21 protein-coding genes are annotated in these 21438 nt (G+C 63.3%); 12 read left to right on the forward strand and 9 right to left on the reverse strand.

Annotated elements, in window-relative coordinates:
* Positions 1–13: 13 nt before the first annotated feature.
* The 9 genes from mrdA (at position 14) to HU738_RS10225 (ending at position 9481) form a co-directional block, all read left to right on the forward strand.
* Positions 14–1903 (forward strand): penicillin-binding protein 2, encoded by a 1890-nt coding sequence (mrdA, locus tag HU738_RS10185; protein ID WP_054886163.1) that lies wholly within the window; start codon positions 14–16, stop codon positions 1901–1903.
* Between the two features lie 38 nt (positions 1904–1941).
* Complete coding sequence (gene rodA / locus HU738_RS10190; RefSeq protein WP_054886191.1) at positions 1942–3045, forward strand: rod shape-determining protein RodA; 1104 nt, start codon at positions 1942–1944, stop codon at positions 3043–3045.
* 17 nt (positions 3046–3062) lie between these two features.
* The gene (mltB, locus tag HU738_RS10195) at positions 3063–4073 is read left to right on the forward strand and encodes a lytic murein transglycosylase B (RefSeq protein WP_186603388.1); all 1011 of its coding nucleotides are present in this window, start codon (positions 3063–3065) and stop codon (positions 4071–4073) included.
* A complete protein-coding gene (locus HU738_RS10200) occupies positions 4073–5074 on the forward strand; it encodes a septal ring lytic transglycosylase RlpA family protein (protein WP_054886162.1) in 1002 nt (333 codons plus the stop codon). Before mltB ends, HU738_RS10200 begins: the two co-directional genes overlap by 1 nt.
* A 209-nt stretch (positions 5075–5283) precedes the next feature.
* Entirely contained in the window at positions 5284–6444 is a 1161-nt protein-coding gene (locus HU738_RS10205) for a D-alanyl-D-alanine carboxypeptidase family protein (protein WP_176507072.1), read from the forward strand.
* Positions 6445–6518: 74 nt separating this feature from the next.
* Positions 6519–6794, forward strand: coding sequence for a DUF493 domain-containing protein (locus tag HU738_RS10210; RefSeq protein WP_003249736.1), 276 nt, complete (start codon positions 6519–6521; stop codon positions 6792–6794).
* The gene (gene lipB / locus HU738_RS10215; protein ID WP_176507073.1) at positions 6794–7441 is read left to right on the forward strand and encodes a lipoyl(octanoyl) transferase LipB; all 648 of its coding nucleotides are present in this window, start codon (positions 6794–6796) and stop codon (positions 7439–7441) included. The genes HU738_RS10210 and lipB overlap by 1 nt, the downstream gene beginning before the upstream one ends.
* 2 nt (positions 7442–7443) lie before the next feature.
* Positions 7444–8460, forward strand: coding sequence for a lipoyl synthase (gene lipA / locus HU738_RS10220; protein ID WP_054886158.1), 1017 nt, complete (start codon positions 7444–7446; stop codon positions 8458–8460).
* Positions 8461–8542: 82 nt separating this feature from the next.
* Positions 8543–9481 carry a S66 peptidase family protein gene (locus tag HU738_RS10225; RefSeq protein ID WP_186603389.1) on the forward strand — a complete coding sequence of 313 codons (939 nt, stop codon included), beginning with the start codon at positions 8543–8545 and terminating at the stop codon, positions 9479–9481.
* A 33-nt stretch (positions 9482–9514) separates the two neighbouring features.
* On the opposite strand, the gene HU738_RS10230 is transcribed toward HU738_RS10225, so the two are convergent.
* The 5 genes from HU738_RS10230 to leuS form a co-directional block, all read right to left on the reverse strand.
* A complete protein-coding gene (locus tag HU738_RS10230) occupies positions 9515–10831 on the reverse strand; it encodes a lytic murein transglycosylase (RefSeq protein ID WP_186603390.1) in 1317 nt (438 codons plus the stop codon).
* A 60-nt stretch (positions 10832–10891) separates the two neighbouring features.
* On the reverse strand, positions 10892–11056 hold the full coding sequence (gene arfA / locus HU738_RS10235) for an alternative ribosome rescue factor ArfA (protein WP_186603391.1): 165 nt from the start codon (positions 11054–11056) through the stop codon (positions 10892–10894).
* Positions 11057–11169: 113 nt separating this feature from the next.
* Positions 11170–12207 carry a DNA polymerase III subunit delta gene (gene holA, locus HU738_RS10240; RefSeq protein WP_186603392.1) on the reverse strand — a complete coding sequence of 346 codons (1038 nt, stop codon included), beginning with the start codon at positions 12205–12207 and terminating at the stop codon, positions 11170–11172.
* 36 nt (positions 12208–12243) lie between these two features.
* Complete coding sequence (locus tag HU738_RS10245; RefSeq protein WP_054886153.1) at positions 12244–12849, reverse strand: LPS-assembly lipoprotein LptE; 606 nt, start codon at positions 12847–12849, stop codon at positions 12244–12246.
* Positions 12850–12910: 61 nt separating this feature from the next.
* On the reverse strand, positions 12911–15517 hold the full coding sequence (gene leuS, locus HU738_RS10250) for a leucine--tRNA ligase (RefSeq protein ID WP_186603393.1): 2607 nt from the start codon (positions 15515–15517) through the stop codon (positions 12911–12913).
* A 229-nt stretch (positions 15518–15746) separates the two neighbouring features.
* On the opposite strand from leuS, the gene HU738_RS10255 reads away from it, so the two are divergent.
* Positions 15747–16061 carry a hypothetical protein gene (locus tag HU738_RS10255; protein ID WP_085677143.1) on the forward strand — a complete coding sequence of 105 codons (315 nt, stop codon included), beginning with the start codon at positions 15747–15749 and terminating at the stop codon, positions 16059–16061.
* A 131-nt stretch (positions 16062–16192) separates the two neighbouring features.
* A complete protein-coding gene (locus HU738_RS10260) occupies positions 16193–16954 on the forward strand; it encodes a YdcF family protein (RefSeq protein WP_186603394.1) in 762 nt (253 codons plus the stop codon).
* A 126-nt stretch (positions 16955–17080) separates the two neighbouring features.
* Here HU738_RS10260 and lnt read toward each other — a convergent pair whose 3' ends face one another.
* From lnt to HU738_RS10280, 4 genes are read right to left on the reverse strand one after another with little or no spacing between them, the layout of a single operon-like run.
* Positions 17081–18598 carry an apolipoprotein N-acyltransferase gene (gene lnt / locus HU738_RS10265; RefSeq protein WP_186603395.1) on the reverse strand — a complete coding sequence of 506 codons (1518 nt, stop codon included), beginning with the start codon at positions 18596–18598 and terminating at the stop codon, positions 17081–17083.
* An 8-nt stretch (positions 18599–18606) separates the two neighbouring features.
* Positions 18607–19446, reverse strand: a complete 840-nt coding sequence (locus HU738_RS10270) for a CorC family transporter (RefSeq protein ID WP_027917759.1) — start codon at positions 19444–19446, stop codon at positions 18607–18609.
* Positions 19447–19471: 25 nt separating this feature from the next.
* Positions 19472–19945, reverse strand: a complete 474-nt coding sequence (gene ybeY, locus HU738_RS10275) for an rRNA maturation RNase YbeY (RefSeq protein ID WP_176507082.1) — start codon at positions 19943–19945, stop codon at positions 19472–19474.
* The gene (locus HU738_RS10280; RefSeq protein ID WP_054886147.1) at positions 19938–20936 is read right to left on the reverse strand and encodes a PhoH family protein; all 999 of its coding nucleotides are present in this window, start codon (positions 20934–20936) and stop codon (positions 19938–19940) included. Before HU738_RS10280 ends, ybeY begins: the two co-directional genes overlap by 8 nt.
* 174 nt (positions 20937–21110) lie before the next feature.
* Between HU738_RS10280 and HU738_RS10285 the strand changes: the two genes are divergently transcribed.
* Complete coding sequence (locus HU738_RS10285; RefSeq protein WP_176507084.1) at positions 21111–21437, forward strand: DUF1820 family protein; 327 nt, start codon at positions 21111–21113, stop codon at positions 21435–21437.
* Position 21438 lies beyond the last annotated feature (1 nt).

Below are 21438 nucleotides of genomic sequence, written 5' to 3' on the forward strand. Positions count from 1 at the left end.
TGTAAGCAGTCCGATGTCGCAGCCGATCCGTCTCAAGGACCACGAGAAAGACGCCCGCCTGGTGCGCAACCGCGTCGTTGTCGGCGCGGTGGCGGTCATGCTGCTCATTTGCGTGTTGGTCGCGCGGCTGTATTACCTGCAGATCATCCAGTACGACTATCACTCGACGCTTTCGGAAAACAACCGGGTGCATGTGCAGCCGATTCCGCCGACGCGCGGGTTGATCTTCGACCGCAACGGGGTGATCGTTGCCGACAACCGGCCCAGTTTCAGCCTGTCGATGACCCGTGAACGTGCGGGGAACTGGCAGGAAGTGCTGGATACGATCGTCGAAGTGCTGGACCTGACGGCGGACGACCGGGCGCTGTTCGAAAAGCGCATGAAGCAGGGGCGTCGGCCGTTCGAGCCGGTGCCGATCCTGTTCGAACTCAACGAAGAGCAGATCGCCCGCGTGGCGGTCAACCAGTTCCGCCTGCCTGGCGTCGAGGTCGTCGCCCAGCTGGTGCGCCATTACCCACAGGGTGCGCATTTCGCTCATTCGGTCGGTTATGTCGGGCGGATCAACGAAAAAGAGCTGAAAACCCTCGACCCGGTGAACTACAGCGGCACTCACCATATCGGCAAGACCGGCATCGAGCGCTTCTACGAGCCCGAGCTGCACGGCCAGGTCGGTTACGAGGAAGTCGAGACCAACGCGCGGGGCCGTGTGCTGCGGGTGCTCAAGCGCACCGACCCGAAGCCGGGCAAGGACATCGTGCTGAGCCTCGACATCAAGCTGCAGGAAGCTGCGGAGGCCGCCCTGGGTGGCCGGCGCGGCGCGGTGGTGGCGCTCGACCCGCGTACCGGCGAGGTGCTGGCGATGGTCAGCCAGCCGAGCTTCGACCCCAACCTGTTCGTCACCGGCATCAGCTTCAAGGCCTACGCCGAACTGCGCGACTCGATCGACCGGCCCCTGTTCAACCGCGTTCTGCGCGGCCTGTATCCGCCGGGTTCGACCATCAAGCCGGCGGTGGCCATTGCCGGCCTCGACAGTGGGGTGGTCAACGCCAGCAGCCGGGTGTTCGACCCGGGCTACTACCAGTTGCCCAATTACGATCACAAGTACCGTAACTGGAACCGCACCGGTGACGGCTGGGTCGACCTGGACACCGCGATCATGCGCTCCAACGACACCTACTTCTACGACCTTGCCCACAAGATGGGTATTGATCGGCTGTCCAGCTACATGAACAAGTTCGGCATCGGCCAGAAGGTCGCCCTCGACATGTTCGAGGAATCGCCCGGGCTGATGCCGTCGCGCGAATGGAAGCGCGCCACCCGCCGCCAGGCCTGGTTCCCGGGTGAAACGCTGATTCTCGGCATTGGCCAGGGCTACATGCAGGCCACGCCGCTGCAGTTGGCCCAGGCCACTGCATTGATCGCCAACAAGGGCGTGTGGAACCGTCCACACCTGGCCAAGACCATCGAAGGCCAGCCGCCGGTGGACCCTAACCCGATGGAAGACATCGTCCTGCGCGACAAGTCCGATTGGGCCAAGGTCACCCACGGCATGGAGCAGGTGATGCACAACGCCCGCGGTACCGCGCGCAAGGCGGCGACCGGCGCCCAGTACCGCATCGCCGGCAAGAGCGGTACCGCCCAGGTGGTGGCGATCAAGCAGGGCGAGAAATACGACCGCAACAAACTCCAGGAGCGCCACCGCGACCACGCGCTGTTCGTGGCCTTTGCCCCGGCCGACGACCCAAGGATCGTGGTCTCGGTGATGGTCGAGAACGGTGAGTCCGGCTCCGGCGTTGCCGCGCCCGTGGTGCGGCAGATCATGGATGCCTGGCTGCTCGACGAGAGCGGCCGGCTGAAAAGCGAATTCGCACCTGCCACCGTCGCCCAGGAAACGGCCCAGTGAAGAACAATTTCGATCGCATGCTCTCCAGCGAGGACGTGATGCGTCGACGCGCCAGCTTCCTGCAGCGCATCCACATCGACGGCCCCTTGCTGATCATCCTGCTGACCCTCGCTGCCGGCAGCCTGTTCGTCCTCTATTCGGCCAGCGGCAAGAACTGGGACCTGCTGCTCAAGCAGGCCACCTCGTTCGGTATTGGCCTGGTCTCGATGTTCGTCATCGCCCAGCTTGAGCCGCGCTTCATGGCCCGCTGGGTGCCACTGGCGTATCTGGTAGGGGTGTGCCTGCTGGTGGTGGTCGATGTCATGGGCCACAACGCCATGGGGGCCACGCGCTGGATCAATATCCCCGGGGTGATCCGTTTCCAGCCCTCGGAATTCCTCAAGATCATCATGCCGGCGACCATCGCCTGGTACCTCTCCAAGCGCACCTTGCCGCCGCACCTGAAACACGTGGCAATAAGCCTGGTGTTGATTGGCGTACCGTTCATTCTTATCGTCCGTCAGCCTGACCTGGGCACGGCGTTGCTGATTCTTGCCTCCGGCGCATTCGTGCTGTTCATGGGTGGGCTGCGCTGGCGCTGGATCCTCAGCGTGCTTGCAGCGACGGTACCGGTAGCGGTGGCGATGTGGTTCTTCGTGATGCACGACTACCAGAAGCAGCGCGTACTGACCTTCCTCGACCCGGAAAGCGATCCGCTGGGTACCGGCTGGAACATCATCCAGTCGAAGGCTGCCATCGGTTCTGGTGGTGTGTTCGGCAAGGGTTGGCTATTGGGTACCCAGTCGCACCTGGACTTCCTGCCGGAAAGCCACACCGACTTCATCATCGCGGTGCTTGGCGAGGAGTTCGGCCTGGTCGGCATCTGCCTGCTGCTGATCGTCTACCTGCTGCTGATCGGCCGCGGGCTGATGATCACCGCTCAGGCGCAGACCCTGTTCGGCAAGTTGCTGGCAGGCAGCCTGACCATGACCTTCTTTGTCTATGTGTTCGTCAATATCGGTATGGTCAGCGGCCTGTTGCCCGTGGTGGGGGTGCCGCTGCCCTTCATCAGCTATGGCGGAACTTCGTTGGTGACGCTGCTGTCAGCGTTTGGCGTTCTGATGTCGATCCACACGCACCGCAAATGGATCGCGCAAGTTTGAATAAGGTGAACAATTTCATGCAAGCAGTGCGTAACTGGGCTGCCCGTTGTGCGCCGTGGATCGGCGCGGTGGGCCTGTTCGGCGCTGTACAGCTGGCTCATGCCGGTGACTACGACGGCTCCCCGCAGGTGACCGAGTTCGTTCTCCAGATGAGCCGCGACTACGGGTTTGCTCCCGAGCAATTGAACGGTATGTTCCGCGAGGTGCAGCGCAAGCAGTCGATTCTCGACGCCATCTCGCGCCCGGCCGAACGGGTCAAGCCGTGGAAGGAATACCGGCCGATGTTCATCACCGACGCCCGCATTGCCCGGGGTGTGGACTTCTGGCGTCAGCACGAGGCGGTGCTGGCCCGGGCCGAGCAAACTTATGGTGTGCCGGCGCAATACATCGTCGCGATCATCGGGGTGGAGACCTTCTTTGGCCGCAACACCGGCAACTACCGGGTGATCGATGCCTTGTCCACCCTGGCCTTCGACTACCCGCCGCGAGCCGAATTCTTCCGCAAGGAGCTGCGCGAGTTCCTGCTGCTGGCCCGCGACGAACAGATCGACCCGCTCAACCTCAAGGGCTCCTACGCCGGCGCGATGGGCTTGCCGCAGTTCATGCCGAGCAGCTTCCGCAACTACGCGGTGGACTTCGACGGCGACGGCCACATCAACATCTGGAACAACCCCGACGATGCCATCGGCAGCGTGGCCAGCTACTTCAAGCGCCATGGCTGGGTGGCCGGCGAAGGCGTGGTCAGCCGCGCCCGGGTCAGTGGTACGCGGGTCGACGAAGGCGTCACCACGGGCATCGAGCCGGTCAAGACGGTCGGGGAGTTGCGGGCGTTGGGCTGGTCGAGCCATGATGCGCTGCGCGATGATCTGCCGGTGACGGCTTTCCGCCTGGAAGGCGAGAACGGCCCCGAGTACTGGATGGGCCTGAAGAACTTCTACGCGATCACTCGCTACAACCGCAGCGTGATGTATGCCATGGCGGTGCATCAGCTTGCGGAACAGCTGGTCCAAGTACGGGGCGTCAAGTAATGCGCGCAATCATCTCTGCCAATACCTTCAAGCTGCTGACCTGCATGACCGTCGGCATGTTGCTGGTCAGCTGTTCCTCCAGCCGCCCGACCTCCCAGGGCAGTGGCAATGTCGTCCGTTCGCAGCCTGGCCTGGATATCAACCGTGCCCACAAGGACGGTGCGCCGTGGTGGGATGTGGATGTCAACAAGATCCCTGATGCCACCCCGACCGTGCATACCGGTGCCTACAAGGCCAACCCGTATACCGTGCTGGGCAAGACCTACTACCCGATGCAGGACGCGCGCAACTACCGCGCCGAGGGCACTGCATCGTGGTATGGCACCAAGTTCCACGGCCAGAACACTGCCAACGGAGAACTCTACGACCTGTACGGCATGAGCGCGGCGCACAAGACCCTGCCGCTGCCGGCCTATGTCCGGGTGACCAACCTGGCCAACGGCCGTAGCGTGATCTTGCGGGTGAACGACCGTGGTCCGTTCTATTCCGATCGGATCATCGACCTGTCCTATGCGGCGGCGAAGAAACTCGGCTACGCCGAGATTGGCACCGCGCACGTGCGGGTCGAGGGTATCGACCCGCAGCAGTGGTGGGCACAGAAGGGCCAGAAGCCGCCACTGATGCTGAAAGAACCGCAGGTCGCGCAGACCCAGGCGATTCCGGCCAGCACCGGGCGGGTCGAGCAGTGGACCCCGCCACCGCAGCAGCACGCGGCGCCGGTGGTGCCGGTGCAGGTGGGCGGCGGCAACGTGCCAGCCGGCGCTGCTGGCAATGTCCTGCAGGTAGGTGCCTTCGCCAACCCGGATGCTGCCGAGCTGCTGCGTTCCAAGCTCAGTACCATGGTCAGCGCGCCGGTGTTCATCAGCTCCATCGTGCGCAACCAGCAAACCCTGCACCGCGTGCGCCTGGGGCCGTTCGGCAGCCAGGGCGAGATCCAGCAGGCACAGGACAGCATTCGCCTGGCGAATCTTGGCCAGGCCAAGCTGGTCACCGCTGACTGACCGTTCATGTGGGGGCCCGGGCCTCCACAAACTGTCGGTTTTGTCATGAATTGCCGGCCCCGGCCATGTACAATATCGGCTTTTGCCCGCAGCGACATAAAGCCGCAGTTCGCGGGCCAGGCCGAAGGCCACAAAAACTAGACTGACTGGCGCTGGGCACACGATGTGGCCCAGGGAACATCAGACCATTAGCGATTTTCGAGAGACGGATGAACATCACCAACCTTGCCAAACGACTTTGCCTGCCCGTACTGCTGATGCTCACGCCTGCTGCCTTCGCAGCAGAGCAGATGATGCCGGCGCCACCGCAACTGGCAGCCAAGTCCTACGTACTCATGGACGCGTCCAGCGGCAACGTGCTGGTCGAGAACAACGGTGACGAGCGCCTGCCGCCGGCCAGCCTGACCAAGCTCATGACCGCCTACATCGCCACCGTCGACATCCGTCGCGGCCAGATCGGCGAAAACGACCCGGTCACCGTCAGTGAAAACGCCTGGCGTACCGGCGGTTCGCGCATGTTCATCAAGGTCGGTAGCCAGGTCACCGTGAGCGACCTGCTGCACGGCATCATCATCCAGTCGGGCAACGATGCCTCGGTTGCCCTGGCCGAGCACATCGCCGGCAGCGAAGACGCCTTCGCCGACATGATGAACAAGACCGCTGCCGAACTGGGCATGTCCAACAGCCACTTCATGAACCCGACCGGCCTGCCGAACCCGGAGCACTACTCCTCGGCGCACGACATGGCCCTGCTGGCCCGCGCGATCATCAACATCGACCCGGCCCACTACGCCATCTACTCGCAAAAAGAGTTCTTCTGGAACAACATCAAGCAGCCGAACCGCAACCTGCTGCTGTGGCGTGACAAGACCGTCGACGGTCTGAAAACCGGCCACACCGAAGAAGCCGGCTATTGCATGGTGGCTTCGGCCGTTCGTGATGGCCAGCGCCTGATCGCCGTGGTGTTCGGCACCAACAGCGAGCAAGCCCGTGCTGCCGAGACCCAGAAGCTGCTGACCTACGGGTTCCGCTTCTTCGAAACCCAGACCTTCTACCAGAAGGGCACCGAGCTGACCCAGGCTCCGGTCTGGAAGGGTGCTACCAGCCAAGTCAAGGCTGGCCTGGCCGACGACCTGACCATGACTATGCCTAAAGGCCAATTGAAGCGCCTGCAGGCTTCGATGACCATGAACCCGCAGCTCACCGCACCCATCGCCAAAGGTGACGTGATCGGCAAAGTGGAAGTCAAACTGGACGAGAACGTGGTTCACAGCGCCGACCTGATCGCCCTCGATGGCGTCGAGGAAGGTGGTTTCTTCCGCCGTATGTGGGATAGCATCCGCCTATTCTTCTACGGGTTGTTCAACTGAATACGTGACCTGCACGCCCCCGCGTAAGCAGCGGGGGCGTTGTTGTTGCCACGGCTTACGAGGCCGTTTCCGCCATGAGCGAACCTGACGTCAAGTCGCACAAAATCGAATTCCCCTGCGACGATTACCCGATCAAGGTAATCGGCGACACCGTAGTCGGCTTCAAGGACACGGTGATCGAGATCCTGAGCAAGCACGCGAAGGTCGACCTTTCCACATTGGCCGAGCGCCAGAGCAAGGAAGGCAAGTACACCACCGTGCAACTGCACATCGTCGCCGAAAGCGAAAATCAGCTGCATGACATCAACAGTGCCCTGCGTGCCACCGGCATCGTGAAAATGGTGCTCTGATGTCGCTTTGCCTCGGTGTTCGCGAACTTGGCCTGCAGCCCTATGAACCGGTGCTGGAGGCCATGCGTCGCTTCACCGAGCAGCGTAGCCCGGACAGCCAGGACGAAATCTGGCTGGTCGAGCACCCCGCGGTCTTCACCCAGGGCCAGGCCGGCAAGGCCGAGCACCTGCTGGTTCCGGGAGACATCCCGGTGGTGCAGACCGACCGCGGCGGCCAGGTGACCTACCATGGCCCCGGGCAGCTGGTGGCCTACCTGCTGCTGGACGTGCGCCGTCTTGGCTTTGGCGTGCGCGAACTGGTCAGCCGCATCGAGCAGACCCTGATCGACCTGCTGGCCAGCTATGGCGTCAACGCCGTGGCCAAGCCCGATGCGCCGGGTGTCTATGTCGACGGAGCGAAAATCGCCTCCCTCGGCCTGCGAATCCGCAACGGCCGTTCTTTCCACGGCCTTGCTCTGAACGTGGACATGGACCTGGCTCCATTCCGCCGAATCAACCCCTGTGGGTATGCGGGGCTGGCCATGACCCAGCTGCGTGACCTGGCAGGTCCGATCGAACTCGACGAGGTCAGGACAAGGCTGCGCGGACAGCTGGTCAGGCACCTCGACTATGCTGAGCAGACGACCCTGACGGGCGGAATCGACTGAATATGACAACTGTGCAAGAAGCCGTGCCGAACCTGATACCCACCCAGGATGCCACCGCGCGCCCAGCGCCGAAAAAAGTGGAAGCCGGGGTAAAGCTGCGTGGCGCCGAAAAGGTCGCGCGTATCCCGGTGAAGATCATCCCCACCGATGAGCTGCCGAAAAAGCCTGACTGGATCCGCGTGCGCATCCCGGTCTCCCCTGAAGTCGACCGCATCAAGCAGCTGCTGCGCAAGCATAAGCTGCACAGCGTGTGCGAAGAAGCGTCTTGCCCGAACCTGGGCGAGTGCTTCTCCGGCGGCACCGCGACCTTCATGATCATGGGCGACATCTGCACCCGTCGTTGCCCGTTCTGCGACGTCGGCCATGGCCGGCCGAAGCCACTGGACCTGGACGAGCCGAAGAACCTGGCCGTTGCCATTGCCGACCTGCGCCTGAAGTACGTGGTGATCACCTCGGTGGACCGCGACGACCTGCGAGACGGCGGTGCCCAGCACTTCGCCGACTGCATTCGCGAAATCCGCGCCTTGTCGCCTGGCGTGCAGCTGGAAACCCTGGTACCGGACTACCGTGGCCGCATGGACGTTGCCCTGGAAATCACTGCGCAAACGCCGCCTGACGTGTTCAACCACAACCTCGAGACCGTACCACGCCTGTACAAGGCCGCGCGTCCGGGTTCGGACTACGACTGGTCGCTGGACCTGCTGCAAAAGTTCAAGCAGATGGTCCCGCACGTGCCGACCAAGTCGGGCCTGATGCTCGGCCTGGGCGAGACCGACGAGGAAGTGATCGAGGTGATGCAGCGCATGCGTGAGCACGATATCGACATGCTGACCCTCGGGCAGTACCTGCAGCCATCGCGCAGCCACCTGCCGGTGCAGCGCTTCGTCCACCCGGACACCTTCGCCTGGTTCGCCGAAGAAGGCTACAAGATGGGCTTCAAGAACGTCGCTTCCGGCCCGTTGGTGCGTTCGTCGTACCATGCCGACCAGCAGGCGCACGAAGCCAAGATCAAGCTCTGACCCGGGCTTGCGTCGAACATGCCGATGCACGCCGAGAGGCGGCATCGGCATTTTTGTCTTTGCTGTCCCGTAAGGAGCTGCGATGAATTGCGTTGAAACCACAGAGTCCCGTTTGCCTGCCGCGCTGGCGGAAAATGCCTGCTTTGCCATCGTTGCACCGGCAGGGCCGGCACGTCTGGATGCGCAGAAGGCCGGCCAGTGGTTCAGTGAGCGTGGCTACCGATGCCGGATCTACCCAGGCGTTTCCCAGGCCGAGGGTTACCTGGCCGGTAGCGACGAGCAGCGCCTGCAGGATCTGCATGCCGCTTTCGCCGACCCGCAGGTCGATGCGATCCTGTGCATGCGAGGTGGTTATGGCAGCATGCGCCTGCTCGATCGGCTCGATTTCGAGCTGATCCGCCGCAACCCCAAGCCGCTGATCGGCTACAGCGACATCACCGCGCTGCACACCGCCATTTACCAGCGTACCGGGTTGATCACCTTTCACGGTGCGATGCTCAATGCCGACCTGTTGGGCGCCAAGTTGCAACCGACCGAGTCATCGTTGCTGGCGCAGTTGGGCGGGCTTTTGCGGGAGGGCGATGAAATTGTCCATCCGGCCGCGTTCGCCTTGAATGGCGTGGTACCCGGTGTTGCCAGCGGGCGCCTGCTGGGTGGCAATCTGTCGATGCTGGGTGCCACCCTCGGGACGGTAGCGGAGATTGATACGCAGGGCTGCATCCTGTTCATCGAGGACGTCAATGAGCCGCTGTATCGGGTGGACCGGTTGCTGACCCAGTTGCGCCTGGCGGGCAAGCTGGAGGGCGTCCAGGGCGTGCTGGTGGGGGATTTTGCCGGGATTACCGTGGCAGCGCTGGCGCCGCTGCTGGAACAGACGTTCGGGCCGCTGGGTGTGCCGGTGCTGGCCGGGTGGCGCAGTGGGCATTGTGATCCGAATGTGTGCTTGCCGCTGGGGGCGCTGGTGAGGCTGGACAGTGACAAGCAGACACTGGTGCTGGGGCAGGGCCTGTTCAAGGCTTGAAATCGCCGGGGCCGCAAAGCGGCCCCAATGACTTCAGCGTTGACGCAAACTGTCGAGCAATTTGTGGGTCGGATAGCCATCCGCCGGCCACCCCAGCTGCTGCTGGGCATTACGAATCGCCTTGCGGGTGTTGGCCCCGATGATGCCGTCCGGGTTGCCCGCTTCATGGCCACTGGCATTCAGCAGATTCTGCAACTCCATGCGCTCGCTGCGGCTCAATGGCAGGTCTTCTTTCGGCCAGCTGCCGCTGATGAAGCCCCAGCCCGAGAAGCGATCACCGAGAAGGCTCACTGCCAGTGCGTAGGACGACGAATTGTTGTACTTGAGAATGGCGCGGAAGTTGTCCAGCACGAGGAATGCCGGACCGCGGGCGCCCGCAGGCAGCAGCAGGGCTGCCGACAGCTGATTGCTGCCCGCTGGCAGCTGGGTACCTGCCGGCAGTTTCACGCCCATCTGCAACCACTCGTACACCGGCTTTCGCAGCGAGCCGTCGGCTTGCCAGTAGTCGAAACCGGCCGGCACCTGCACTTCAAAGCCCCAAGGCTGGCCATGTTTCCAGCCAGAGCTCTGCAGGTAGTGCGCAGTCGATGCCAAGGCATCGGGCGTGCTGTTCCAGATATCCCGGCGACCATCACCGTCGAAATCCACCGCATGGGTGTTGTAGGTGGTCGGGATGAACTGGGTCTGGCCCATGGCGCCGGCCCACGAACCCCGCATGGCCTCAGGCTGGATATCGCCGTGCTGGATGATTTGCAGGGCGGCGATCAGCTGGTCCTGAGCGAACTGAGGGCGGCGCCCTTCATAGGCGAGGGTGGCCAGCGAACGGATTACCGACTTGCTGCCCTGGAACTGGCCAAAGTTGCTCTCCATGCCCCACACCGCAACCAGCGCCTGACGATCGACGCCATAGCGCTGCTCGATGCGGGTCAGCAGTTCGGCGTTCTGTTCCAGCAGTTTCTTGCCGTTGCGCACGCGCAGGGGCGACAGCGCGCCCTCCAGGTATTCCCACACCGGGCGGGTGAATTCGGGCTGGCTGCGGTCGGCCTTGATCACATCGAGGTCGGGGGTCACGCCGAGGAACGCTCGGTCGAAGGTGCTCGCTTCGATCCCGGCCTGAAGGGCCTGCTGGCGGAAGTTCGCCTGCCATTCGGTGAAGGACAGCAGGGGCTGGATTTCAGTGCTGACGTCAGCTGTGGCGCTGGGCAGGGTCACTGCCGGCGCGGGCTGGGCGGGGGCCAGCGGCAGGGCGTCGGCGGCGGTGGGTTTTTCCGCGCAGGCGACGAGCAGGATGAAGCTGGAGGCCGCGAGTAACTGGCGGGATTTCCAACGGGGGAGAAGACTCAAGAGCATGCACAGATCCAGAATTGCAGGTCAGGTGCCGACCATACCATGCCTGCGCCTGCGATGCTTTCATGCGGCCAAAAAGTAAGAAGCCTCCCAATCTCTCGATTGGAAGGCTTCGCGGCGGTAGCTGCCTTTGCCTTTTTCCGGTTGTTCCTGGCGGCAGCGGAACAAGGGTTGGGCGATGATCGATTTGGCCTTGTTGTGGCCGTGCTTTTTCGGCTTTTTGCTCATGGCGTGGATCCCGGCTAGGGTAGGTTTCGGGGCGGACTTTAGGGCTTGAGGCTGGGTGGGGCCAATTGATTGTCTTTATGGCTGAGCGCCTCGGGCCGCTCCGCGCGCACTGGCTATTGTGCAGGAAGCGCGAGTTTTTGCCCGGCCATCAACAGCACCAGGCGCGACAACCCGGTCCATGGCGAGCCCTCTGCCTGCCCCTTGATTTGCGCATCGATACGCTGGGCATCCTGCAGCAACTGCGCCCAGCGCTGCGCCGAGAGGCGCTGAAGCGCTTTGCTGACCAGCGGCCGGCGTTTGTCCCACACGGGTGGGCGCGCCTGGCTGAAGGCCTTGTCCAGCGGTACACCTTGGCTGAACTGCTGGGCCAGCCCGGCCAGCAGGCGCAGCTCACGCGCCAACGCCCAGAGAATCATCGGCGGTTCCACACCCTCGCCGCGCAGCCCTTCGAGCATGCGCAGTGCATGTGCGGCCTCACCATTGAGGATGGCGTCCACCAAGCCGAAGACATCGAAGCGCGCACTGTCGGCAACCGCAGCCTGTACCGTTTCGACGGTGATCTGGTTGCCCTCTGCCAGCAGCTTGAGCTTTTCGATCTCCTGGGCGGCGGCCAGCAAGTTGCCTTCTACCCGTGCGGCGATCAGATCGACGGCATCGCGTTGCGCCGACAGCCCGGCCTGGGACAGGCGCTGGTTGATCCACTGGGGTAGTTGCTGGGCATCCACCGGCCAGATCTGGATGAACTGACAGTGGGCACCTTCGATCAGTGCCTTGCCCCACTTGGTCTTTTGCGCGCTGCCGTCGAGCTTGGGCAGGCTGATCAGCAGCAGGGTGTCTTCGGCGGGCTTGGCGCAATATTCCATGAGCGCCGCAGCGCCCTTGTCACCGGGCTTGCCCGACGGCAGGCGCAGCTCCAGCAGGCGCCGCTGGGCGAATAGCGACAGGCTGGCACCTGCTTGCAGCAGGGTACCCCAGTCGAAGTTGGCGTCAGCGCTGAACACCTGGCGTTCGTCAAACCCCTGCTGGCGCGCCGCATTGCGGATGGCATCGGCGGCTTCCTGGCACAGCAGTGGGTCGTCGCCACTGACCACGTAGACCGGAGCCAGGCTACCTTGCAGGTGCTTGTTGAGTTGAGCGGGGGCGAGCTTCATGGGAGCAGGCGGGGCACCGGAGTGCCCCGTTCGGGCTTAGTTGCCCGGGATTTCCATAGGTGACTGCTGCGGCGTCTCGGCCTGTTGGCGGCGTGCAGCTTCCAGTGCATCGGCTTCGGCCTTGGCGCGTGCGTCGGCCTTGCGCTGCAACTCATCGAGCTGCGCAGGGCTCAGCTGTTGCAGGCGCGAAACCATCGACTGCACCAGGTCGCGGCGCATTTCTTCGCGTGCTCGCAGGGCTTCCTGGTCGGAGCCGGTGATATTGCCACCGTCACGCACGTACACCTTGCGTGCTTCTACCTTGTTGCTCAACAGTTCGAGGTTGTTCAGGCCGAGGATGCTGTAGCTGAGCGTGGTGGTGAGCTCGTACTCGGCCGTGCTGTTGCCTCCGGAGTAGCTCGCCGAGCGCGAGCTTTCCTGCTCGTTGGTCAGCACCAGGCGATAAGGCGCGCCCGCATGCACGTTGACGCCACTACGCTCAAGTACCTGGCGCAGTTGCACCACGGTCTGGCCGTAGGCGTTGCGCGCACTGACGTCCATCTCCTTGACGCGCAGGTCGTTGGTGCCGGTGCCGCGCAGCTGGAAACCGCAGGCGCTGAGCAGGACAGCCAGGCCCATTACCAGCAGATTGCGTTTGATCATGTTGTTGCTCCCTTGTGGGCCGATACCGCCCACCCGCACCGGATGCGGGTGGGCGTTGCCATCAGTTGGCGACGATGTTGACCAGTTTGCCCGGTACCACGATAACCTTGCGGATAGTCAGGCCATCGATGAAGCGCAGGACGTTTTCGTTGCTGCGGGCAGCGGCTTCGACTTCCTCGCGGCTGGCGGCGGCTGGCATTTCAACCTGGCCACGCAGCTTGCCGTTGACCTGCACCACCAGGGTGATGCTGTCCTGCACCAGGGCGCTCTCGTCGACTGCCGGCCAGCCTGCGTCGATGACAGCCTGGTCGTGGCCCAGCTGCTTCCACAGCTCGTGGGAAATGTGCGGAGTGATCGGTGCCAGCAGCAGGGTCACGGCCTCCAGGCCTTCCTGCAGCAGGGCGCGGTCCTGTTCGGTGGCCTGCGGGGCCTTTTCCAGCACGTTCATCACGGTCATCACCTGGGCGATGGCGGTGTTGAACTTGTGGAACTGGCCGACATCGGTGCTGGCCTGTTTGATCGCGGCGTGGATGGCGCGGCGGATGCCCTTCTGTGCGTCGTCCAGTGCGGCGATGTCCAGCTTGCCCGGCAGGCCTTGTGCGACGTGAGCCTGGGCCAGGCGCCAGACGCGGCGCAGGAAGCGGCTTGCACCTTCGACGCCGGAGTCGGACCACTCCAGGCTCGCGTCAGGTGGCGAGGCGAACATCATGAACAGGCGGCAGGTGTCGGCGCCGTACTGGTCGATCATCGACTGCGGGTCGACGCCGTTGTTCTTCGACTTCGACATCTTCTCGGTGCCGCCGATTTCCACCGGCAGGCCATCAGTCTTCAGGCGGGCACCGATGATCTTGGCCTTGGCATCGCGTTCGATTTCGACGTCGGCCGGGTTGAACCAGTCCTTGCCGCCATTGCTGGCTACGCGGTAGTAGGTCTCGGCGACCACCATGCCCTGGGTCAGCAGGTTCTTGAACGGCTCGTTGGAGGTCACCAGGCCCTCGTCGCGCATCAGCTTGTGGAAGAAGCGCGCGTACAGCAGGTGCAGGATCGCGTGTTCGATACCGCCGATGTACTGGTCGACCGGCAGCCAGTGGTTGGCTGCTTTCGGGTCGACCATGCCACCTTCGTAGTTCGGCGAAGCGTAGCGGGCGAAATACCAGGAAGACTCGACGAAGGTGTCCATGGTGTCGGTTTCGCGCTTGGCCGCAGCACCGCATTTGGGGCAGCTGCACTCATAGAACTCAGGCATGCGCGCCAGCGGCGAACCGGCACCGTCCGGCACCACGTTTTCCGGCAGGGTGACCGGCAGCTGGTCTTCCGGCACGGGTACGTCGCCGCACGATGGGCAGTGGATGATCGGGATCGGGCAGCCCCAGTAGCGCTGGCGGCTGATGCCCCAGTCGCGCAGGCGGAACTGGGTGCGAGACTTGCCCAGTTCCTTGCGGATCAGGGCGGCTTCGATGGCGTCGAAGGCGCCGGCGAAGTCCAGGCCGTCGAACTCGGCGGAGTTGATCAGCTGGCCATGCTCGCCATAGGCGGCCAGCCATTCGCTGCCGACGTCATCGCCGGCGCTGGTGCGCACCACGGCCTTGACCGGCAGGTTGTACTTGCGGGCGAACTCAAAGTCGCGCTCGTCGTGGGCCGGGACGGCCATCACGGCGCCATCGCCGTAGTGCATCAGCACGTAGTTGGCGACCCAGACCGGCAGCTTCTCGCCGGTCAGCGGGTGCTCGACGAACAGGGAAGTGGGCATGCCCTTCTTCTCCTGGGTGGCCATGTCGGCCTCGGCGACGCTGCCGCTCTTGCATTCGTCGATGAACGCCTGCAGGGCCGGGTTGCCCTGGGCGGCCTGGGTGGCCAGCGGGTGCTCGGCGGCAACGGCGACGTAAGTGGCGCCCATCAGGGTGTCTGGACGGGTGGTGAAGACCTTGAGGGTGCCTTCGTGGCCGATGCTGGCCTTGTCATACGGGAACTGCACTTCCATGCCACGCGACTTGCCGATCCAGTTGCGCTGCATGGTCTTGACCTGCTCTGGCCAGCCCGGCAGTTCGTCGAGGCTTTCCAGCAACTCGTCGGCGTAGTCGGTGATGCGGAAGTAGTACATCGGGATCTCGCGCTTCTCGATCAGCGCGCCCGAACGCCAGCCGCGGCCGTCGATGACCTGCTCGTTGGCCAGTACGGTCTGGTCGGCCGGGTCCCAGTTCACGGTCCCGTTCTTGCGGTAGATGATGCCTTTCTCGAACAGGCGGGTGAACAGCCACTGTTCCCAGCGGTAGTAATCCGGCTTGCAGGTGGTGACTTCACGCGCCCAATCGATGGCCAGGCCCAGGCTCTTGAGCTGGGTCTTCATGTAGTCGATGTTCTCGTACGTCCACTTGGCCGGGGCGACGTTGTTCTTCATTGCCGCGTTTTCCGCGGGCATGCCGAAGGCGTCCCAGCCCATCGGCTGCAGGACGTTCTTGCCCAGCATGCGCTGGTAACGGGCGATCACGTCACCAATGGTGTAGTTGCGCACGTGGCCCATGTGTAGCTTGCCGCTCGGGTACGGGAACATCGACAGGCAGTAGTACGTGTCTTTGCCTGGCTGTTCGGTAACAGCGAACGATTGTTGCTCGTCCCAGAATTTCTGGGCGGCGGCTTCGATATCACGGGGCGTGTATTGTTCGTGCATGGCTACTTTTTGCTGAGAGAGAAGAGACCTTGTTCCAGGCAGCGGAACCTCGCTGCGTCCGGCACTCCGGTGTCGTTTTAGAGTGAACGCCGTAGCATACAGCAGCGCCGCGCATCGTGGGAAACCTTGATTGCGAATGCCCGCTGGTCGCGGCATCCGGCTGCTTTTTACAGCGACGCTAAGCTCAGGTGTGGGGGGAGATAATCTTTATCTTCAATGAGGTGAACGGATGGGAGAGACGCAGCTACCCGCAATCAAACCGGAGCTTTACGAACGCCTGATCGACCGTCTTGGCCTGGCACTGGAAGTCGCCAGGACCTCGGTAAGATTACGCGACGAGATGCCAGCCGAGCTGGAGTTGCGTGGCTTGAGCCATGCAGAGTTCGAAGTGATCAAGGCTTACCTGGAGTCCCTCCCGGAACGCCGTAATGCCTGTGCCGGTACATTCCCGCAAGCGGAACCGGCCACGGCCAAGATCATCTGGCTCAAGGACAAGAAACGCCCCGCCAACTCGGCGAGATCCAGGACGCTGCCGCATCGCTAGCCGTTCAGGACGCCAGGCGCAGGCAATCGCGCGCCGGTTCTACAACACACTTCCCACGATCGACGCCGGCCCGGGCTTGTTGACCGGCGTCGATCCTTTATAGGCTGCACGCCTTCCATGGAGGTGTGTCGATGCCGATCCGGTTTTTCTTCAAGCAATGGCTGATGCCGCCTGGCGTCCTGTTTATGCTGCTGCTCGCGGCCTGGTGGTTACGCAGACGGCGGCCGCGGTTGGCAACGCTGTGTTTCGTCATGGGGCTGGGAGGCCTGTGGCTGATGAGTTTGCCGCTGGTGGTGCAGGAGTCTGCCCGTCTGCTGGAGACCGAGCCGCCCCTGGCGACAGCTGATTGGACCGGCCTGGCGAGCAGGGCCGACGCCATCGTCGTGCTTGGCGCGGGGCGTGAGCGGGGCGACCCGGCCTGGGGTGGCGTGGACCAGCCTGCGGCAACGGCCCTTGAGCGCATGCGTTTTGCCGCTCGGCTGGCGAAAGCCTCGGGGTTACCGGTACTGACCAGTGGTGGCTTGCACTATGGGACGCCACCGAGCGAAGCACAGTTGATGGCAGACCGCCTTCGTGAGGATTTCGCCGTCGAGGTGAAATGGCAGGAGGAGGCCAGCCGCACTACCTGGGAGAACGCCCGGCTGAGCGCCAGGATATTGCAACCGCTGGGCATACACCGGGTGGTGGTGGTGACTCAGGCGTGGCACATGCAACGCTCGCGCTGGAGCTTCGAGCGGGCCGGGTTCGAGGTGGTGCCGGCGCCGGTGGGGTTCCTCGGGCGCGATCATGCGCGGCCGTTCGGTGGCTTGCTGCCGGAGAGCCGGGCGATGTGGCAGAGCGGGCAGTTGCTCAATGAAGCGGTAGGGTTGGTGGGGTATCGGTTGTTCTATTGAGCCTTGTGTTGCTAGTGCTGGCCTCTTCGCGGGTAAACCCGCTCCTACAGGTGCTGCACAAGCCTCGAGGGCTGTGGAGGTTCTGTGGGAGCGGGTTAACCCGCGAAGAGGCCGGTGCAGTCTGAATCAGACTGTCTTGGCGATACGGCCCGCCAGCAGGGCCCAGCCCAGCAACAGCACGCAAAGCATCGCCAGCGGCCAGGACCGCCACTGCAGGTAAGGCGTCAGCTGCTGCATTGGCACCACTTCGCCATACAGCACCGCCCGCTGGAACTGCGGCACTTGTGCGGTGATCTTGCCAAACGGGTCGATCAGTGCGGTTACGCCGTTGTTGGTGGCGCGGATCATCCAGCGGCCGGCTTCCAGTGCACGCATCTGCGCCATCTGCAGGTGCTGCAGCGGGCCGATCGAGGTGCCGAACCAGGTGTCGTTGCTGATGGTCAGCAGCAGGTCACTGCGTGCCGCCAGGCCAGCGGCGAACTCGGGGTAGACCACTTCGTAGCAGATGAACGGGGCAATCTGGTAGCCCTTGGCTTGCAGCAGTGGCTGGTCCGCGGGGCCGCGGGCAAAGTCCGACATCGGCAGGTTGAAGAACTCGATCGCGCCGCGAAGCATGTCCTGCAACGGCACATACTCGCCAAACGGCACCAGTTTCTGCTTGAGGTAAGTACCGTCGCCTTCGCCGGTTGCGGTGACGCCGTTGTAATAGCGGCGCTGGTGATGCACCACTTCACGGACGGGGACACCGGTGATCAGCGCCGAGTGCCGGTCGGCAGCAAAGCGGCCCATCACATCGATATAGCCTTGAGCCTGGTCCTTGAGCACCGGCACGGCGGTTTCCGGCCACACCAGCAGGTCAACCGGTTTGGAGCTAAAGCTCATGTCGCGGTACAGCGCCAGTTGCGCGTCGATGTGGGCCGGGTCCCACTTCAGGTCCTGCTCGACGTTGCCCTGCAGGGCCGCGACCTTGAGCGGGTCGCCCGCCGGCGTGGTCCAGGCGTGGCCCTTGAGGGCCATGCCGATCACCCATGGCGCCAGCAGCAGTGCCGCGCCGATGGCCAGGAACGATGGGCGTTCGCGCAGGCGGTGCAGGTTGCACAGCAGCGCGGCGCTCAGCGCCAGGGCGAAGGAAATCAGCCACACGCCACCTAGCGGCGCAAGGCCCGACAGCGGGCCGTCGAGCTGGCTGTAACCGGCATACAGCCAAGGGAAGCCAGTCAGGAACCAGCCACGGAAGGCCTCTTGCAGCAGCCACAGGGCGGCGAAGCACAGGGCATCGGCCAGAGGCGCCTCGTTGCGCCTGAACCAGCGTGCCCACAGCCAGGTGGGCAGGGCGAAGAACCAGGCGAGGGCGGCGAAGAACGCCAGCAGCAAGACGATCGCCAACAACGGCGAGGCGCCGCCGTAGGTATTCATGCTGACGTAGATCCACCACGTGCCTGCGCCATAGAGGCCAAAGCCGAACCCCCAGCCACGCCACATGGCCTGGCGCGGGCTGAGCTCGCGCAGGCCAAGGTAGAGCAGGGCGATTGACAGCAGGGCCAGCGGCCAGATATCGAACGGCGCCAGGGCCAGGAGGGTCGATGCGCCGGCCGCCAGGGCCAGCAAATTACCGGGCCAGCCGGGGCGGGTGATCCAACGCATGTTTGTCCTTAGCGGGTGATCGGGGTCAGGCGCAGCAAGTGTATCCGCCGGCTGTCGGCATTGAGAATACGGAACTTGTAGGCGCCGATTTCGGTGGTCTCGTTGCGCTTGGGCAGGTGGCCGAAGGCGCTCATTACCAGGCCGCCGACGGTGTCGAACTCGTCATCCGAGAATTCGCTGTCGAAAAACTCGTTGAAGTTGTCGATCGGAGTCAGCGCCTTGACCAGGAAGTCACCGCTCGGTAGCGGCTTGATGTAGCTGTCTTCCTCGACGTCGTGCTCGTCCTCGATGTCACCGACGATCTGTTCCAGCACGTCCTCGATGGTCACCAGGCCCGCCACGCCGCCGTACTCGTCGATGACGATGGCCATGTGGTTATGGTTGGCGCGGAACTCGCGCAGCAGCACGTTCAGGCGCTTGGACTCCGGCACGAACGTGGCCGGGCGCAGCAGGTCCTTGATGTTGAAGCTGTCGCCGTTCTCCTTGAGGATCAGCGGCAGCAGGTCCTTGGCCAGCAGGATCCCGAGCACATCGTCGTGGCTTTCACCGATCACCGGGTAGCGCGAGTGGGCAGCGTCGATGACCGCCGGGAGGAACTCGCGCGGCGATTGGGTCGCCTTGATGCTGATCATTTGCGAACGCGGGACCATGATGTCGCGTACCTGCAGGTCGGCGACCTGGATGGCACCTTCGACGATGGTCAGCGCTTCGCTGTCGAGCAGCTTGTTCTGATGGGCTTCGCGCAGCAGCTCGAGGAGCTCCTGGCGGTTTTTCGGCTCATGGGCAAAAGCCTGGGTCAGTTTACCCAGCCAGGACTTCTGCCCGTTGCTCGATCGATCTTCGCTCATGGCGGTTCTCGTGATCCTTCGTGTATCAGTGTGTGAGAGGTTCGTTTTCATCGTCGGCGTACGGGTCAGGGTGACCCAGTTCCGCCAGCAATTCCCGTTCCAGCGCTTCCATTTCCTCGGCCTCATCGTCTTCGATGTGGTCGTAGCCGAGCAAGTGAAGGCAGCCGTGGATGACCAGGTGCGCCCAGTGCGCTTCCAGCGATTTGCCCTGTTCGGCCGCCTCGCGCTCGACTACTGGCACGCAGATCACCAGGTCGCCCAGCAGCGGGATATCGAGCAGGTCATCCGGCACATCGGCCGGGAACGACAGCACATTGGTCGCGTAGTCCTTGTGCCGGTAGGTGCGGTTGAGTTCGCGGCCTTCGCCTTCGTCGACCAGACGAATGGTCATTTCCGAGTCGGCCGTGCGCTGGCGCAAGGCCAGTTCGCACCAGCGGCGGAAGGCGGCGTCGTCAGGGGCGGCAGCATCCGTGGCCCGTTGCAGGTCAAGTTCAAGCATCTTTGCCGGGTGCCTCGGGCTTGGCCTGGCGGGCATCGAAGCGGTCATAAGCCTCGACGATACGCTGCACCAGTGGGTGACGAACCACATCTTTGGGTTGGAAGTGGGTAAAGCTGATCCCCGGTACGTCCCTGAGCACCTCGATCACATGGGCCAGGCCCGACTTGGTGCCACGGGGCAGGTCGACCTGGGTGATATCACCGGTGATCACCGCCGTCGAGCCGAAGCCGATACGGGTAAGGAACATCTTCATCTGTTCCAGCGTGGTGTTCTGGCTTTCGTCGAGGATGATGAAGCTATTGTTCAGGGTGCGGCCGCGCATGTAGGCCAGCGGGGCGATCTCGATCACCTGGCGCTCGATCAGCTTGGCCACATGCTCGAAGCCGAGCATCTCGTACAGCGCGTCGTACAGCGGGCGCAGGTACGGGTCGATCTTCTGGGCCAGGTCGCCAGGCAGGAAGCCGAGCTTTTCGCCCGCCTCGACCGCCGGGCGTACCAGCAGGATGCGGCGCACTTGCTCACGCTCCAGGGCGTCGACGGCGCAGGCCACGGCAAGGTAAGTCTTGCCGGTACCGGCGGGGCCGATGCCGAAGTTGATGTCGTTGCCCAGGATTTCCTTGACGTAGCGCTGCTGGTTGACGCCGCGCGGGCGAATATTGCCCTTGCGCGTGCGCAGCGAGACGCTGACTTCATTGACCGCGGGATTGTCGATGTTCTCTACCGTCGACTCCTGCAGGTACAGGTGCACGGTTTCCGGCGACAGGTCCGTGGCCTTGGTCTCGCGGTAGAGGCGGCGCAGCAGTTGCTCGGCAGCGGACGTGGTCTTGGGTTCGCCGATCAGCTCGAATTGGTTGCCGCGGTTGCGGATTTCGATGGCCAGGCGTTGTTCGATCAGGCGCAGGTGCTCGTCGAACTGGCCGCACAAGTTGGCGAAACGGTGGGCCTCGAAGGGTTCGAGGATGAAACGATGAGGTTGTATGGGTGCGTTCAAGGTCGTTTTTAGCCGCTCGACGGCAATGAATGTGAACTCAAGAATAACCCCTGAAGGGCAGTGGCGAAAGCACTGAAACGATCAAGGGTTGGTTCAGGCTGTGTACCCGCGCGGGCCGGGGCCTGCTCTGCTATGATGCGCGCCTTTTCTTACGCATGTGTTATCCCGCCGAACATGAGCAAACGCGAACCCGCCATCTACAAGGTGATCTTCCTCAACCAGGGGCAGGTCTTCGAGATGTATGCCAAGCAGATCTACCAGAGCGACCTGTGGGGCTTTCTGGAAATCGAGGAGTTCGTTTTCGGCGAACGCACCCAGGTGGTGGTCGACCCGAGCGAAGAGAAGCTCAAGAATCAGTTCGAAGGGGTGATCCGCAGTTTCGTGCCGATGCATTCGATCGTGCGCATCGATGAAGTGGAGCGCCTGGGCACGGCCAAGATCAGCGAGGCGAAGGCCAGCGGCAACGTCATGCCGTTCCCCATGCCGATGCCGGAGCGGTAAG

Origin of the sequence: Pseudomonas vlassakiae (genome assembly GCF_014269035.2) — a bacterium.
GTDB classification, from domain to species: domain Bacteria; phylum Pseudomonadota; class Gammaproteobacteria; order Pseudomonadales; family Pseudomonadaceae; genus Aquipseudomonas; species Aquipseudomonas vlassakiae.